The organism is Metabacillus herbersteinensis (genome assembly GCF_042433335.1).
GTDB classification, from domain to species: Bacteria; Bacillota; Bacilli; order Bacillales; family Bacillaceae; genus Metabacillus; species Metabacillus herbersteinensis.
The window spans coordinates 26,229-43,590 of the sequence record NZ_JBHLVO010000026.1 but is presented as its reverse complement, the minus strand read 5'-3'; the positions used below and the strand labels follow the sequence as shown (position 1 = coordinate 43,590).

The 17,362-nt window shown below is 36.5% G+C and carries 16 protein-coding genes and 1 pseudogene; 15 read left to right on the top strand and 2 right to left on the bottom strand.

The genetic code is table 11. The features are described 5' to 3' along the window. Nucleotides 1–191: 191 nt before the first annotated feature. A complete protein-coding gene (locus tag ACFFIX_RS21235) occupies nt 192–356 on the top strand; it encodes a hypothetical protein (RefSeq protein ID WP_378937636.1) in 165 nt (54 codons plus the stop codon). A gap of 40 nt (nt 357–396) precedes the next feature. Here the strand turns inward: ACFFIX_RS21235 and ACFFIX_RS21230 are convergent, their stop codons facing one another. Together ACFFIX_RS21230 and ACFFIX_RS21225 are read right to left on the bottom strand one after the other, a co-directional pair. Next, nucleotides 397–1,179, bottom strand: a complete 783-nt coding sequence (locus ACFFIX_RS21230) for a hypothetical protein (RefSeq protein WP_378937634.1) — start codon at nt 1,177–1,179, stop codon at nt 397–399. 119 nt (nt 1,180–1,298) lie between these two features. Continuing rightward, on the bottom strand, nt 1,299–1,496 hold the full coding sequence (locus tag ACFFIX_RS21225; protein ID WP_378937632.1) for a hypothetical protein: 198 nt from the start codon (nt 1,494–1,496) through the stop codon (nt 1,299–1,301). A gap of 113 nt (nt 1,497–1,609) precedes the next feature. Here ACFFIX_RS21225 and ACFFIX_RS21220 point away from each other — a divergent pair. The 14 genes and pseudogenes from ACFFIX_RS21220 to ACFFIX_RS21155 all read left to right on the top strand — a co-directional run. Further along, nucleotides 1,610–1,976, top strand: a pseudogene (locus tag ACFFIX_RS21220) (DUF1028 domain-containing protein); the annotation flags it as partial. A 163-nt stretch (nt 1,977–2,139) separates the two neighbouring features. Next, on the top strand, nt 2,140–2,871 hold the full coding sequence (locus ACFFIX_RS21215; RefSeq protein ID WP_378937631.1) for a YqcI/YcgG family protein: 732 nt from the start codon (nt 2,140–2,142) through the stop codon (nt 2,869–2,871). A 249-nt stretch (nt 2,872–3,120) separates the two neighbouring features. Then, entirely contained in the window at nt 3,121–4,332 is a 1,212-nt protein-coding gene (locus ACFFIX_RS21210) for an acyl-CoA dehydrogenase family protein (RefSeq protein WP_378937689.1), read from the top strand. Nucleotides 4,333–4,428: 96 nt separating this feature from the next. Next, nucleotides 4,429–4,752 carry a DUF3870 domain-containing protein gene (locus tag ACFFIX_RS21205; RefSeq protein ID WP_378937629.1) on the top strand — a complete coding sequence of 108 codons (324 nt, stop codon included), beginning with the start codon at nt 4,429–4,431 and terminating at the stop codon, nt 4,750–4,752. 16 nt (nt 4,753–4,768) lie between these two features. After that, nucleotides 4,769–6,466, top strand: coding sequence for a sigma-54 interaction domain-containing protein (locus ACFFIX_RS21200; protein WP_378937627.1), 1,698 nt, complete (start codon nt 4,769–4,771; stop codon nt 6,464–6,466). A gap of 64 nt (nt 6,467–6,530) precedes the next feature. Beyond that, the gene (locus ACFFIX_RS21195; RefSeq protein WP_378937626.1) at nt 6,531–7,469 is read left to right on the top strand and encodes a ketopantoate reductase family protein; all 939 of its coding nucleotides are present in this window, start codon (nt 6,531–6,533) and stop codon (nt 7,467–7,469) included. A gap of 463 nt (nt 7,470–7,932) precedes the next feature. Beyond that, a complete protein-coding gene (locus tag ACFFIX_RS21190; protein ID WP_378937624.1) occupies nt 7,933–9,558 on the top strand; it encodes a long-chain-fatty-acid--CoA ligase in 1,626 nt (541 codons plus the stop codon). Between the two features lie 31 nt (nt 9,559–9,589). Next, nucleotides 9,590–10,738, top strand: a complete 1,149-nt coding sequence (locus ACFFIX_RS21185; protein ID WP_378937622.1) for an acyl-CoA dehydrogenase family protein — start codon at nt 9,590–9,592, stop codon at nt 10,736–10,738. 208 nt (nt 10,739–10,946) lie between these two features. After that, entirely contained in the window at nt 10,947–12,137 is a 1,191-nt protein-coding gene (locus ACFFIX_RS21180; RefSeq protein WP_378937620.1) for a thiolase family protein, read from the top strand. 154 nt (nt 12,138–12,291) lie between these two features. Continuing rightward, the gene (locus tag ACFFIX_RS21175) at nt 12,292–12,696 is read left to right on the top strand and encodes a PaaI family thioesterase (RefSeq protein WP_378937618.1); all 405 of its coding nucleotides are present in this window, start codon (nt 12,292–12,294) and stop codon (nt 12,694–12,696) included. A gap of 320 nt (nt 12,697–13,016) precedes the next feature. Beyond that, the gene (locus tag ACFFIX_RS21170; RefSeq protein ID WP_378937616.1) at nt 13,017–14,042 is read left to right on the top strand and encodes a LacI family DNA-binding transcriptional regulator; all 1,026 of its coding nucleotides are present in this window, start codon (nt 13,017–13,019) and stop codon (nt 14,040–14,042) included. Nucleotides 14,043–14,063: 21 nt separating this feature from the next. Next, nucleotides 14,064–15,476, top strand: coding sequence for an extracellular solute-binding protein (locus ACFFIX_RS21165; protein ID WP_378937614.1), 1,413 nt, complete (start codon nt 14,064–14,066; stop codon nt 15,474–15,476). Nucleotides 15,477–15,655: 179 nt separating this feature from the next. After that, on the top strand, nt 15,656–16,501 hold the full coding sequence (locus ACFFIX_RS21160; RefSeq protein ID WP_378937613.1) for an ABC transporter permease subunit: 846 nt from the start codon (nt 15,656–15,658) through the stop codon (nt 16,499–16,501). Nucleotides 16,502–16,505: 4 nt separating this feature from the next. Continuing rightward, nucleotides 16,506–17,360 (top strand): carbohydrate ABC transporter permease, encoded by an 855-nt coding sequence (locus ACFFIX_RS21155; RefSeq protein WP_378937687.1) that lies wholly within the window; start codon nt 16,506–16,508, stop codon nt 17,358–17,360. Nucleotides 17,361–17,362: the final 2 nt, after the last annotated feature.

The following is a 17,362-nucleotide window of genomic DNA, read 5'->3' as shown; positions in this document are numbered from 1 at the left end:
AATTGAAATTCAATTGATTAAGGTAGAAAGGATCATTCATTAGCAATCCTTTTGATGAATAAAAATCCTCTATTGTTCACTTTCTAATTTTACGCCCTCATAGATAAAGAGTAAAGAAATTGAACTGAGGAATAATCTTATGTAGCTAATGATTTTTGTTCATACTAAGAAAACGAAGGAGTGAAAAACATATGAAAAAAAATCATGCAATTGCTTATGCAACTGTTGCCATGAGTAAACTTGGATACTCCCGAGAAGAAATAGAAAAAATAACAAATATGATGCTTATTGAATGTAATGCTCACTCACCCAAAGAAGTTGAAAACATAGCAGATCGTGTTTTGTTTGGAGAATAAAAAACAAGACAGCAGTTGGGATTTTCTCTGCTGTCTTGTTTTATTTTGAGATGGTTTCTTTTTCCTTCTTTTCGTTAGGTACTGAAAATCGCTGAATAAGTCCTGTTCTTGTCAAAATATTAGCGATATAACTAGTTGTAAGTTTATAGTTATTGTCAATTTTATCAACGATGTGTGTGACCCTCTCGAAGAGGATAGCTTTCAAATTGTCGAGCTCTCTAGATATTTTTTGAGTGAGTGCCTCTTGCTGATTGAGTCGATCAACAATTGTTTGATGAAAGGCTTCTTGAAGTTCGAGTTTTTCTAAAATTTGTTTATTAAGCTCTGCTTGACTAGTTAATTGACTACCCGTTTCGATATGTCTTTGTTCATACTCATCAAACTTCCTCGCTAATCCCTGTATTGATTGATCTTGGAATGAAAGTTGATCAATAATCGTTGTATTTAAAAGTCCTTCGTCATCAATTTTCTTCAACAGTTCTTCCTTCATCCTGTCCATGGAACTCAAACGTTCTAAAATGATTGTAGTTGATGCTTGCTGTTCTTCCATGTTTTGAATCAAAGGGTTTGTAATTATTTCCTGCTTTTCAAGCTGAGAAAAGATTTCATGAAAATGATTTTTTTGGTCGATGCTCGATTCTCTAACTAAAGTGCTAACAACATCTGCTTCATCTGATAATTTCTCATTTATTTTTTGTTGTTGATTTACAAATTCTTGCAAGTAATTAACTCGGAATTTTTCTTGATTTGACGTAACAGAAAGATTAGCTGAGATGGATTTATACAATTTTGGCATCGCGCTTTTGTTTAACAAGATCGTCATGCGCCCACTCCTTTGTAACGTGAATTTAGGCATTTCTTATATACTATGTAACAACATGTTTTTTTGACCACTTAGAAATGAGGGACGGCGATGTAGAATAATTTTATTCACACTTCACTTTAATCCTCATCTTGTAAGTAAGGATATTCAATATGATTTCTAGTTATGTTTGCAGGCTCATTTGAATCCTTAAGTGCTTGCATATATAGCCTAAATTCCTCCTTAATTTCTTCTGGTGCACCTGGTTTTAAGTGCCAGTTACAAGGTTCATCAACAAAAAAGGGACTTTTCATGAATTCAGGTTGTTTGAGTGGCATTTCTTCACACCTTTCGTATCGCTTCTTTTATTAGTATTGTTTTTAAGAGATTTTTTACACAAGTAGATTATGTTACAAGACAAATACTCTAATAAAAGCTAGACTCTTTTATAATGAAGGAAAAATCAGAAAGGGGTGTTGCTGTTCAATCAAAGTTTCTAGGTGTAAGGGTAGTAGTTCCTTGGGCAAAAGCAGGTGTAGGCGCTGTTGGCAACTCAATCCTATGCGAATACTACATATGGACCAAAGGACTTAGAGTTAATGGAACAGGGGAAAACTGCGGAAGAAACTTTAAATAATCTTATTGAAAATGATCCTGAAAGAGAAATGCGACAAGTGGGTATTATTGATGGACTAGGTAACTCTGCTACTTTTACTGGAAAGCAATGTTATCACTGGGCTGGAGGAATAACTGGGCAACATTTTGCAGCACAAGGTAATATTCTTGTCGATGAAGAAAGAGAGCAAGAGCAGGGGAGAATTGATCTTGAGGTACTCACTTTTATGATGTACAGTAAAAGAGGTTAAGTCAGCCTCCTTTAATCTTTTTAGTTGATTTGATAAAGGCTTGTTTTGGTTTCATCACCAATGGGTACATTCAAATAAGAAATCAAGTCAATGAAACTAATCCTGAGGTGATAAGATGAAAACAAAAAACAAGGTTTTACTAGAAAAAAAAGATATGACTGATTCATCTGTTGTTCCAGAGTGGGTAATTCAAGAATATAAGAATTTTCATGAGACCGTAACAGACTCAACGTTTCCTTGTTATTTTGGAATGAGTGCTGAAAAGAAAGGTGAACTTCGGTACGCATACATAAGTCATGGTGATTGGACACATTTACCACAAGTGATTGAAGAGTTCATCGCATTATTTGATGCACCTAAGCTCATTAGACATGGCTTGTTTCTATTTGTGGAGCCTGAAAGTGAAGAAAGGGACATTCCCTATTATCGCGAGTATTTTTGGAATATCCTTCAGTATTTACATGAAAAGGATGGAAAGGAATGGCCAAAAGATATTCCACAGGACCCTGATCATCATTTATGGGCGTTTTCTTTTGCGGAAGAACCCTTTTTTGTATTTGGAAATGCTCCAGCATATAAGCAGCGAAAAACAAGACGCTTAGGGAGTAGTCTAGTATTAGGCTTTCAACCAAGAAGAATATTTGATGGCTTAGAAGGAACATCAAAGGGTGGAATTATGTCCAGGGAAAAAGTGAGAGAGCGCGTTGAAAAGTGGGATCAACTGCCAAAGCACCCAAACATAAGTCATTATGGTGATCCATCACATAAAGAATGGAAGCAATATTTTATTGGAGATGACATCAAACCAATTCAAGGGAAATGTCCATTTCACACAAAATCAAACTAATCTGAATATTTTATCTAGACAGAAAATTAAATTAGTAGTATCATTAAAACTAGATTCACTTCTAGAAAGTATGCCACTTTCAGGATCAGTGATTAGTAACCGAAAATTAAAAGAATATAAAGTGAACTGAGAAATCTATAAACCCTCTAATAAAGGGTGAAAACGTAGATAGAAGCCAGTCATATCAATGTTTATTTGATATGGCTGGCTTTTTGTTTTTCTAAATAAGATTATGGAGGAAATAATATGATGAATTTTCACTTAACAGAAGAACAAGAAATGGTTCGTAAAATGGTTCGTAATTTTGTAGATAAAGAGATTAACCCTTATATTCAGGAATGGGATGCAAAGGGGCATTTTGAGCCAAGTGTATTGAAGCACTTAGCACAACTTGAATTAATGGGAGTTTGTATTCCAGAGCAGTATGGTGGAAGTGGAATGGACTATAATACACTTGCAATTGTATGTGAGGAATTAGAACGAGGAGATACAGCTTTTAGAACAGCCGTATCTGTTCACACCGGTTTAAACAGCTTGACCATTTTACAATGGGGAACTGAAGCACAAAAGCAAAAATATCTTGTCCCACAAGCAAAAGGCGAAAAAATTGGGGCGTTTGGGTTAACTGAGCCTAATGCAGGTTCTGATGTAGCTGCATTACAAACCACAGCTGTTAAAGATGGGGACTATTACATATTAAATGGTCAAAAAACATGGATTTCACTTTGTGATTATGCTGATCACTTCCTTGTTTTTGCTTATACAGATAAAAATGAAAAACATAAAGGAATCTCCGCATTTATTGTGGAACGTACAATGCCAGGTTTTTCTTCAAGAGCAATTAAAGGCAAGCTTGGTATTCGAGCTGGTAATACTGGAGAGCTATTTTTTGATAATGTAAAAGTACCTAAGGAGAACCTTCTTGGGGAAGAGGGTGAAGGCTTTAAAATTGCAATGTCAGCCTTAGATAATGGACGATTCACTGTAGCTGCAGGTGCTTGTGGTCAAATTCAAGCGTGCATAGAAGAAAGTCTAAACTATTGTCATGAGAGAAAAACGTTTGGAAAAGAAATTGGGAAACATCAATTAGTCCAACAAATGTTAGCTAAGATGGAAGCAGGATATCAAATGTCACGTTTACTCGTGTTCCGTGCGGGTTCCTTGAAAAATGAAGGGAAACGAAATACGAGGGAAACGTCTTTAGCAAAGTGGCAAGCATGCGATTTTGCAAATGAAGCAGCAAATGATGCGGTACAAATTCATGGAGCATATGGTTTTTCAAATGAGTATCCTGTAGAAAGGTTTTTAAGAAATTCAAAAGCTCCAGTTATTTATGAAGGAACTCGAGAAATCCACACTGTCATGCAAGCAGAATATCTTCTTGAGTATCGCTCCGATAAACCATTACCTAATATGTTACCTTCTTGGCCGTTTGAAAGTGCCAAAGAGGAAGTTCAATAGTTCTAATTGAAAGCGTTTTATAATCAAAAAGCAGGATTCTTAAAGGGCTAAGACGAATACCTTTTATTACGAATATCGTGATAAGAGGTGTTTTTTATGGGAATCTCACATATTGTCTTTATTGCCGGTCACGCAAAATTGCCACAAGGAATGGCTGCGAAAAACATGTATGAAACACTTACTGTTACAGCTGAAATTGATCGTACATACGGAGTCATTCTTGAAGCATCATGCACACTCGCAACAGAGCATGGCAGAAATTATATTGGTAAACTCCTGAAAGGCTACAGTCTTCGTGAGGGAATTGATGAACCAATTCGAGCGATTCAGCAACATTACTATGGAAAAGCGACGAATGCTATTATTGCTGCATTAAAGGATTTGCATTATCAATTTCAACAGATGAATCATAATCAATAAATTGGGTGGTGGCAATATGATCAGTTTAGAAACTTTAAGAGAAATGCCGTTTTGTTCGATCATAGTGAATGCCCGAGGGATCATAATTTCTTTAAGTGGATTAAGTGATCAAAAACTATCTGAAAAAATCAAAATAGGAATGTTAATACAAAACGGTTTCGAGAAGTGGGAAACAGAGAAGCATTCAAAAATAGTAAGAGCACAAGTAGATTCTATGCATTACTTATTTTTAAGAGAAATCTTATGCACATCGAATGAAGATCAATTTGTTTTTATTGGGGTAAAAACGTCTGAGATTTTTGAGATGCAAAACGAAATGAAGGAACTTGAGAAGTTAAATCGAGAGTTAGATGCCATCATTGAAAACTCGTATGATGGAATTTATATTACTGATAACAAAGGTGTGACACTGAAAACAAACTCAGCAATTGAACGAATTACAGGAATTCCGAAAGACTATTATATCGGGAAGAATGTAGATGCACTTATCGAAAGAGGGATACTAAAAAATTCTGTCACATATAAAGTTGTCAAACAGAAACGAACAGTTTCACTTGTACAATACAATTATGCTGGAAAAGAAACACTGATTACTGGAAATCCAGTGTTTAATGAAGAAGGAGAAATCGAGAAGGTCGTTACGAATATAAGAGACTTATCTGATTTGAATGAACTTCAAGCACAATTAAGAAAAGCGAATGAATTGAATACTAAATATAAGCAAGAGCTTGATCGCTTAAAAAGCAAACCAAATCAAACGGAAGGTATTGTTATACATAGCGAACAAATGAGAATTATTTACGATACAGCGGAACGAATTGCTCATGTCGATGCAACCGTTTTAATACTAGGTGATACAGGTGTAGGAAAGGATGTTCTGGCAAAGCATATTTTCCAGAAAAGCCCTCGTTCCAAGGAAGGCGAATTTATAAAGGTAAACTGCGGTGCCATTCCACCTGACTTATTAGAATCTGAATTATTTGGTTATGAAGGCGGTGCCTTTACTGGAGCAAATCGTAAAGGAAAACCTGGAATATTTGAAATGGCTGATAAAGGGATTCTTTTTTTAGACGAGATTGGCGAGCTTCCTTTGTCACTTCAGGTAAAGCTACTTCGCGTTATTCAGGAAAAGGAAATTCAGCGGATTGGGGGAACTAAACCAATTAAGGTTGATGTTCGACTGATCGCTGCTACAAACAGAAACTTAAAGGAAATGGTAATGAATGGATCCTTTCGAGAGGATCTGTTTTACCGATTGAATGTGATTCCGATTGTCATTCCCTCCTTAAAGGAACGTCGAGATGATGTTTTGCCATTGCTTCAACTATTTCTAAATATAATGAATACTCGGTATAGCTTGAACAAAGAATTAGACGCTAAATTGATCGAGTTTTTATTTTCATTTGATTGGCCTGGAAATATTAGAGAACTTTCAAATTTAGTGGAAAGACTCGTATTAACCTCTCCAACTAACACGATACGAATTGAGGATCTACCAGTAGAGTATAGAGAAACAGGAGATATACCTCACTTTGCAGCGTCGTCGATTGTTTCTTTAAAAGATGCGGTCGAAATGGCAGAGGAAAATGTTCTTGCTCTTGCACTAAAAAAATATAAAAATACCTATGATCTTGCAAAGGCTTTAGACACCAGTCAACCTACTATTGTTAGAAAACTAAAAAAATATAACCTTAAAACCGAACAACATTCCTGAACGATGGCACGGTTTTTGCTTTATTTAGTATAAAGTTTTTTTGGTGATTAGGGGAGGATTTATAATGAAAATTGGTGTTGCCGGGGCAGGAGCCGTTGGGTGTTTTTTTGGTGCATTGTTAAGTAAGGCAGGTCATGAAGTAATTTATTTAGCTAGAGGAAGTCATTATGAAACGATGAAGATGAACAAATTGCAAGTAGACACTGAAGCTGGACTTCTCACTGTTGAAGGAGAATTCACTGACTTACCAAAAGATTTAGGAGAGGTTGATTTAGTACTCTTTTGTGTCAAATCAACGGCAACAAAGGAGTTAGCTGAACAACTACATGGTATCGTGAAAAAAAGCACACTTATTCTAACGATGCAAAACGGTGTCGAAAATGAAGAAATCCTCTCGCGAATTTTTGGAATAAACAGAATGATCTCTTCTGCTACATATGTGCAAGCTTTAATTGAATCACCCGGAAAAATTAAGCAAAGAGGCAATGTGCAGCTTGTTATGGGGCCATTAGATTTTAGCATTCATAATGAAGTTATGGCCATAGTCAAAATGTTCCAACAAGCAGGAGTTCACACAACACATTCAGATGCTATTCTTGAAGAAAAATGGAAAAAATTTGTTTGGAATGCAACCTTTAATCCATTGTCAGCCGTGTCTTGTGCAGAAGTTGGCGAGATATTAGATGATCCCAATTTACGGAAAACTGCGGAAACGCTTTGCATGGAAGTGATAGATTTGGCAATTAAATCAGGCATCAAATTCGATAAAAAGCTTATGGTATCTCAAATCTTTTTGAAATCCGAGCGTGCGAGAGGGCATCGAACTTCCATGTTACAAGATCGTTTGAATGGAAAGCGGATGGAAGTTGAGGCACTTTGTGGTTTTATTGTCAGAAAAGGAGCACAATTGAATATAGCGACTCCAGCTTTTCAAACGGTCTTTAGCATTTTGAACTATATAGATGATAAAATAGAACATCCAACTTCGATTGAAGCACAATAATTGGATAACTTAAAAACGAAAACACTAAAAACCAATTCGCAAACCGCGTGTTGGTTTATTTTCTTCATATAAGAAAGTATAAAATTTGATACTAAGTCTGCGTTTCGCAAGTCCAGCTCCAGCGCCTAGCCCCTCGAGGTCATAAGTCAATTCTAAATTGAAGGCAAAGACCGCCTTCTATTTAGAATCGCCTTATGCTTGTCGGGGCTGACCAAGGCGCTTTCGCTTTTTTATTAAAACTACTTGAAACTATTAAAGGATTCAGAAGTGAATCGTACTATTCAAATTTGAATCTTCTAAATAGAGTATGAGGTGACATGACTCACGCTAATTAACCTCTCTTCCTTTCTACTAACGAATAACTTTTAATGAAAATCAATTCCAAGCAAACCTACATTGTTGGCTCGTTTCTTGCTTACTTTATCAATAGAATAAACTTTATTTTAAGTGAGGAGGAATGTGATTGAATCACTTGTATGACCGTCCATGGTATAACGTGTACCCACCAGAAATGATTGCGGGGATTAAAATTCCTGAAGTACCACTATACACTCTATTATCTATGTCAACCGAGAAATTTGGCGATCATGCAGCAATTATTTTTGAAGACCAGAAAATATCTTATCATGAATTAAAAGATAAAGTTGATCGTCTTGCTGGCGGTTGGAATAACTTGGGATTAACAAAGGGAGAAGCGATCGGTTTGATGCTTTCTAACCATCCTGATTATGTGATTTCCTATTATGCAGCACAAGCACTGGGTTTAGTCGTTGTTCAAATCAATCCGATGTATACACCTAGAGAGCTCCTGCAGATTGCCAGTGATTCTGAACTAAAGTTTATTGTCATTGAGGAAGCCTACTTACCTACAGTCATTCAGGTAAATGACATTCATCCTTTTAACAATTTATTCGTTTCAGGTGAGAATTCGCCAAACAGTGACGAGTTTCTCTTGTTATCTCAATTAATCTCTCGTTCAGATCCTTTTAAAAAGATCACTCCAATTTCAGTAAAAGAAGATGTCGCAGTGATTCAATATACGGGCGGAACAACAGGGAAAATGAAGGGAGCCATGTTAACGCATTATAATTTGGTTTCAAATGTCATTCAAAGTTACTCAATGTATCACAATCGAATGAAATTTGGGCAGGAGATTGTCTTGACGGCAACGCCCCTTTACCACGTATATGCAATGACAAGCGCAATGAATCTAGGAATCTATATAGGAGCATCGCTATTGTTATTTAAAAAGTTCAATGTATCCTATGTATTGGAAAAAATTCAAACATACAAACCAACATTTTTCCCAGGTGTTCCAAAAATGTATATTGCATTTATCAATTATCCGAATGTTGAATCTTATGGTTTGGATTCTATCAAAATTTGCTCAAGTGGTTCAGCACCACTACCAGTAGAAGTGATCAAAAAATTTGAGGCTTTAACAGGTTCAACAATCGGCGAAGGCTATGGATTAAGTGAAACATCACCTTCAACCCACCGCAATCCACCAGAAGCTGCGAGAAAAATAGGGAGCATTGGAATTCCTCTTCCAGGAACGGATTGCAAAATCATCGATGAGGATAGCAATGAGCTACCACCGAAAAGTGTTGGAGAATTAGTCATTAAAGGTCCACAGGTGATGAAGGGTTATTGGAAGCGTGAAGAAGAGACAAGTCAATTTTTAAAAAATGGTTGGTTATATACTGGAGACTTAGCCCTGATGGATGAAGAGGGCTACTTTTATATCATAGGTAGAAAAAAAGAAATGATTATTCTAGGTGGTTTTAATATTTATCCACAAGAAGTTGAAAGCGTTTTATATGAACACCCTGATGTGAAGGAAGCTGCAGTTGTTGGCATTCTAGATCGTGAAAACGGAGAAGAAGTAAAGGCCTATATTGTCCCAAAAGATGACTGTGAAATAGATTTGGAAGAACTTAAAGGGCATTGCTACAGAAATTTAACAAGATACAAAGTTCCGAAATATTTTGAAATTCGAACCACACTTCCTCGCAACACCGTTGGTAAACTGCTAAAACGAAAGCTAGTTGAAGAGGAACAGCTTAAGCTAAAAGCTGAATTAACATAAACCAGCAAGAGTCAAGATAAGGAGGTAGACAATGGACTTTAATTTTAGTGAAGAAATTCTAGTTTTGAAAAAAAGTGTCCGCGATTTTATTCAAACTGAAGTCGAAGCAGTCGCAATGCAAATTGAAAAAGAAGATCATATTCCCGAACGCATAATTGAGTTATCAAGGGAGATGGGTTTATTTGGGCTAAGTATCCCTGAAAACTATGGCGGTCTTGGCATAGGTATGGTTGGAAAATGTGCATTGTATGAAGAAATAGGAGCAACACATAATGGATACACAACATTAATCGGTGCTCACACTGGAATTGGTACGGTTGGAATTGTTGAACTAGCTAATGAGAACCAAAAGAAAAAATATTTACCTGATATGGCCACAGGTCAACGAATTGGAGCATTTGCTTTAACAGAACCAAGCGCAGGTTCAAATGCAACAAATTTAAAAACAACAGCTGTGAAAAAAGGGGATAAATACATTTTAAATGGCTTAAAGCATTATATTACCAATGCGACTGAAGCGGATATTTTTACAGTGATGGCTGTAACAGATTCAGAAAAAGGTGCCAAAGGAATTACGTCTTTCATTGTTGAAAAGAGTTTTCCAGGTTTTCAAGTGGGAGCTGTTGAGGAAAAGATGGGTTTGAAGGGCTCCCATTCAGCAGAGCTTATTTTTGAAAATTGTGAGGTTCCAATTGAAAATGTTTTAGGTACTGAAGGTCAAGGCTATGTGAATGCTCTAAAAATCTTAGCAAATGGCAGGGCCGGTTTAGCAGCGAGAAATCTTGGCTCCTGTCAGCATCTTTTAGATATGTCGATGAAATATGTTCAGGAGCGTGAGCAATTTGGTGTCCCAATCATCGAACACCAAGCCGTAGCACATATGATTGCCGAAATGGCTGTTGAAATCGAGGCGTTACGCTCATTTACCTATCGTGTTGCATGGATGGTTGATGAAGGCATGAAAGTAATAAAGGAAGCTGCCATGCTTAAGTTGTATGGATCAGAGGTTTACAACAGAGTAGCAGACAAAGCCGTTCAAGTGCATGGTGGAGTTGGTTATATCTCGGATTATCCGGTTGAACGATTCTTTCGTGATGCACGAATCACAAGAATTTATGAAGGGACATCTGAAATCCAAAAAAACATCATTGCTGGACAGCTAAAAAAAGAATATCGATAGTGGAGAATGCGGATAATTGCTGGAGAGTCTAAGTGATTGCACGAGAATACGGATAATTGCACGAGAATCTGAGTAATTGCACGAGAATGCGGATAATTGCACGAGAATCTGAGTAATTGCACGAGAATGTGAGTAATAGCACCAGAATCACAGTAATTGAACACGAACGATTCATCGTTTACATTTCACATGAAAAGAGGTCAAAATAATGAATGAAGAAATTGTCATTGTAAGTGCAGTCAGAACACCGATTGGGCGGTACGGTGGTTCTCTAAAGGATGTGAGTTCAGGTCACTTAGCAGCACTTACAATTAAGGAAGCAGTAAAACGTGCGGGTATTTCTCTTGACTCAGTAGATGAGGTCATTATGGGAGAAGTTCGTCAAACCACAGAATCATCAAATGTAGCAAGAGTAGCAGCATTGCGAGCAGGAATTCCTGATACTGCACCTGCTTATACAGTGAACCGTTTATGTGCTTCAGGGATGCAAGCTATTGCTTCAGGTATTCAGCAAATAGTTTTTGGTCAAGCAGAAATAGTTGTTGCCGGTGGAACAGAAAATATGAGTAGATCACCGATTTACTTACGTAATTCGCGATTTGGCGGTGATCGAACAATTCTTGTCGATTCAAATTCAGAGGCAGGACAACAGCCCAATGAAAGATATGGAAGTAACCTTGGAATGGGAATAACAGCAGAAAATGTTGCCGCTCAATACGATATATCAAGAGAAGATCAAGACTTGTTTGCAATAGAAAGCCAACAAAGAGCTTATAAAGCAATAAAAGCTGGGGTTTTCAAGGAGGAAATTGTCTCAGTCGAAATAAAAGAGAAAAAAAGATCATTCGTATTTGATACAGATGAACATCCACGTCCTGAAACAACGTTTGAAAAGCTTTCATCATTACGACCAGCTTTTAAAGAAAATGGAACGGTTACAGCAGGTAATGCATGCGGAAGAAATGACGGATCATCAGCACTAGTCATTATGACCGCAAGGAAAGCGAAAGAACTCGGTATTAAGCCACTCGCTAAAATAGTCGATTGGGCCACCGCTGCGGTTTCACCAGAAGTGATGGGAATTGGACCCGTACCTGCAGTGAACCGGTTAGTAGAAAGAACCGGGGTGCCGTTAAACGAAATTGGCCTTTTTGAACTTAATGAAGCATTCGCGTCCCAAGCACTTGCTGTTATTCGTACGTTAAACATCAATGCTGAAAAAGTTAATGTGAATGGTGGTGCAATTGCACTTGGTCACCCCGTTGGTTCAACAGGAGCAAGGATTATCACAACTCTTGCACACGAAATGAGTAGAAGAAATGAAAAATACGGGATTGCCACTTTATGTGTTGGTGGAGGACAAGGAATGGCTATGATGATTGAATTGGTTAACTCTTAATAGAAAGGAGAACAGGAAAAAACAGGAGAAAGTTACAGGATTGTTCTTCATTTTTCAAAAAGTGGGATTTATTAGTTAAGATATAAGCTGGCCCCTTATCTAGTTACTCAAGATCACGTTAAAGGATTTGAATCTATCTTAAGGTGGGATAAATTTGAACAAAGTAGTTGATGAAATACGGGAAAGCTTTGAAGCAAGCCCGTTTTTTTCACATGTAGGTTTTGAAATCGTTCGGTTTGATGAAGGCGATATCCTTTTAAAGCTAGGAGTAAGACCACCTCTTCTTAATGTAAACGAAACATTACATGGTGGCGTTCATGCAACTATGCTTGATTTCATACTTGGCATGGTCATCCGCTCATCTACACGAACTCGTTGCGTTACAATGAATTTAAATATAAATTACTTAGCACCAACAATAGCAGGAGAAATCTTTGCTAAGGGCAAAATCCTGCAACAAGGTTACAGAACAGTTACCGCTGAAGGAGAGTTATTTGACCCTGAAGAAAATTTACTTGCTAAAGGTGTTGGGACGTTTAAGTTGATTAGAGATTATTGATAGATTCAAAAATAAAGAACATTAAAAGGAATTAGAACATCATATAGATTATAGGCTTAGTTTTGCACAGAAGCCTATTTTTTTTGCCTATATTTAACTTTCTAAAGAATTAATAAGAATAATATCAGGAAAGAATATAGGTTGTATTGATAAAACCGGTTTAATAAATTTTGATTATTAAATATTAAGTGCTCATTCAATTACACTGTAATTGGTACACATTTTTACACTTTCTTAACTAAATTTACAAAGAATTATAAAAAAACAAGAACTATATTAACAAAACCGGTTTACTATTAGAGTCGTTAGGAGGGAATGAATTGGCAAACATTGATGATGTTGCGAAAGCAGCTGGAGTCTCGAAAAGTACCGTCTCTAGTGTTTTTAGCAAAAAAAGACCAATAAGTAAGGAGGTCACTGAATTAGTTTTAAAAGTGGCAAGAGATTTGAATTATAAGCCTAATTACTGGGCAAGAACTCTTGCAACGAAGGAAACAAGAATCTTAGGTTTAAACATGCAGGCCGAAAAGGTTAAGTTTAGCCAGTTCCACCTATCATTAATGAATGGTGTTCTGCAAGAGTGTTATGAAAATGGGTATCAATTACTCGTCAACACCTTGTCTCCTGAATTTTTAAAGGATATTCAAAACCAAGTGTCAAGTCCAGTTGACGGAGAAATTTTAATGGACCCAGAAAAGAAAGATTCTCGCTTAAATCGCGACACAATCAGTGATCGACCAACCGTGATTATTGGAAAACCACCTGAGGAATTTGAACATGTCATATCCTATGTCGACAATGATAATGTGGGGATAGCGTTTGATGTAACCACCTACCTTTTAGACGATGGTCATGAGCAAATTTTATTTTTGAATGCACCAAATCATCGAACCGTTTCAATTGACCGTGAATTAGGTTATAAACGTGCGTTTCTAGCTAAAAGTAAATCACATTCACCGGAGTTAATTGTTTATAAAAAGGAAAATCTTACATCGGTTGAGTATGGCTATCAAACAACATTGAAAATGTTACGTGAGCATCCAACCATTACAGCTGTTATCGCTGATACTGACAAAATGGCATTAGGCGTTTACCGAGCAGTAAAAGAATTGAACCTTTCGATACCATCTCAGCTTTCTGTTTTTGCATTTAGTGATCATTCGATCTTTGCCAAAGAATTTGATCCACCTCTATCAAGTGCAAAATTAAATTCGGAGTTATTAGGTAGTGAAGCGGCAAAGTTATTAATTGAACAAATTCAGTCAAAACACAAATTAGTCAAAAGAGTAGTTATTCCTGGTGAGCTTATTCATAGGGGATCCGCAAGTACTGTACAAAAAGAATAATAATATATCGGAGGTAGTTCCATGTTATTACAGAAATCTATTTCTATTAAATTAGTAAGTTTTGGACTTATAACTTCTATTCTTTTAACTGGCTGTACATCAGGAGCATCTGAAGAATCGTCTTCATCTCAAGAGAAAAGCGATAAAACACTACGTATACTGACAAATGTTGTTGGGGGTAAAGATCCTGAAGAACAAGACTTATTTGAAAAGGAAATTGAGAGATTAACAGGAATTCAAGTTGAGATGGACAAGCCTCCCGCAGACTATGATCAAAAACTATTAGCATCAATGGCTTCAGGTGAGAAATATGATTTAGTTTATTTAACTAAACCAATGCTAGATATTCTTGTGGATCAAAATGTATTAACTGATTTAACAGATAATGTAAATGATTCTGAAATTCTATCAGATTCTAACATTATTGCTGATGAAGAATGGGATCTCGTAAAAACGGAAGACGATAAAATATATGGTGTTTTTAATAAATTTGAAGGTGGGACCTTGCCTACAGTCCGCCAAGACTGGATGGAAAAGTTAGGTCTTGAACAGCCGAAAACGTTAGAAGATTTTTATACCGTTTTAAAGGCTTTTAAAGAACAGGATCCTGATGGAAATGGCAAAGATGACACTTACGGGTTATCTACAGCAGGTCTGTATGATATCCAAGGATTTATGAGTGCGGCTGGTGTTAAATATCGCTACATAATTGATGAAGAAGGAAAGCGAACAATTCCTTATGCTACTGAAGCAGCCGTTCCTGTATATGAGTGGTTCGCAAAGCTTTATAAAGAGGGAATTTTAGATAAGAACTTCGCCACAAATGATAGTGGAAAGATGAGAGAGCTATTCTTAACTGATCGTGTCGGTATGGTTACGTACTGGGATGCATGGGTTGGATTATTTAATAATATTGCGACAACCGAAAACCCTAATACGGAGTTTGTAGCCAAGGGAATTCCTGGTGCCGAAGGACAAGATGGAAAAATCATGCTACGTCGTGGAGATCCAAGTCTTTGGTCAGTACCTGTGAACGCTGAAAATCCTGAACTAGCAATTGACTTTTTAGAATTTTGGCATTCTGAAGAAGGAAATATTCTTGGTAGCCTTGGTATAAAAGACAATGACTTTACTGTAACAGACGGAGAATACGAGTTAACTGAGACGGGTGTGGAGCATGGAATGGATCATGGTGCACCGTTCCCAAGCAACAGACAGTTTGAAAATCCTATTGGTGTCTATCCGGGTGTCGAAGAAGCACAAAAAGTGATTTTAGACAATAAAGCAACTGTAGAGGTTTCAACTGCCGACTGGCCAGCTGCCGAAAAAATTGTTACAAATTATGCTTTTAAAGCAATGATGGGTGAAATGCCTGCTAAAGATGCTGTAAAGCAGATGAATGAAGAATTGTCGCAAGCAGATTTAATCGATTAATAAAATAAATTATAGAAGTTTCTTTTATAAAAAACACATGAACATGGGCTAGACATACTGAAATAAAGGCTGACTCTAACTTTAGGGAAAGGATTCATTCCTCAGAGTCAGTCCAAATCATTCAAAAAATAAAGGTGTTGACCATGAAAGCAATCAAGAGACATTATTCCTTGTATTTAATGTTAATTCCAATTTTTTTATACTTCTTCGTTTTTGCCTATTATCCACTATTTCGAGGGCTTGTTATAAGTTTTCAAGATTTTAGGATAATTGGAGAAAGCCCATTTATAGGTCTGGATAATTACTTATTTATCTTAAAAGATCCAGAATTTTTAAGAGTAACAATTAACACGTTTGCAATAAGTGGAGGTATTTTGATCCTTGGTTTCATCTTTCCTATTATCCTAGCACTCTCTTTAAATGAAGTAATTAACCAAACGTTTAAAAGGTTTACACAAACAGTTATTTATTTTCCACATCTCTTTTCATGGGTTGTTGTTGGAGGAATCTGGATTTACCTTTTATCTCCTGATGGGGGATTGGTTAACGAATTGTTGAAATGGTTTGGGAATGAAGAAGCAATTCACTTTTTAGTGAAAGAAGATTACGCTAAATCGATTATCATTTTAACTGCAATTTGGAAGGATATGGGGTATACCTGTATTTTATATTTGGCGGCAATTGTCGGGATTAATCCAAGTCTTTATGAGGCAGCAAGCATAGATGGTGCAAACCGTTGGCACAAAATTCGTCACATTACCATCCCTCAATTAGTACCAACGATGAAAATTGTATTACTACTAAACATCATGGGTATTTTACGTATTTTTGATCAAATCTTTATTCTAAGTAATCCAGCAATTGCCCGAGAAGTGAGTGTTTTCATGACCTATACGTATGAAAAAGGTATTCTTGAATTCCAAATGGGAATTGCTTCTGCAGCAGCATTTTTAGTTTTGCTAATGACGTTACTACTTACGTTCATAACTAGAAAACTAATTGGTTATGATGAGGAGTCGGTTTAACGTGATGAACAAATATGATAAATCGAGAATTTTTACAATCATAAATACTCTATTTCTACTTTTGCTTATTTTAGTGATGATTGTCCCGATTATTAATACTTGGGCAGTGTCTTTTTCTTCGAATGTTTCATCAATGCAGCCAGGAATTAAGCTTTGGCCGAGTGAATTTAGTTTAAGCGGGTATGAAACAATTTGGACTAGATTAGAACTTTGGCGACCATTTCTAAACAATATAATTGTAACGGTTGTCGGAACTGCTTCTCATGTCATCTTGGCCGCGATGGCGGGGTATGTCTTGATTCAGCCCTCATTAGTAGGCAAGCGAATCATTGTTAGCTTTATTATGGTAACAATGATGATTCCTGCAGAGGCGATTATGATTCCTCTTTACATTGTAAATAAAGAGCTTGGGTTATTGAACACTCTTACCTCATTAATAATGTCAGGTCTTATTTCTGGATTTAGTATTTTGTTAATGCGTAACTACTTTTTTACTGTGCCATATAGTTTAGCAGAGTCAGCTAGAATAGATGGGGCTAGTGATTTTAAAATTTTCACAAGAGTTTACATGCCTATGGCCACACCTGGTTTAGCAACGATTACTTTATTTGAATTTGTAGGTCGTTGGAATCATTTTACAAGTGCCTTACTGTATATAAATGATCCCGATAAATATACGCTTCAATTGGCATTAAGGTCGTTGATTATTACCTCTGATTCCACATCAAGTAGTGACTTTTTTACGAATAACGTTAGAATGGCTGGGATTATGATTGCTCTAATTCCTTTACTAATAATTTATCCTTTTGTTCAAAAGTATTTTGTTAAAGGCATAACACTCGGTTCTACAAAAGAATAAAT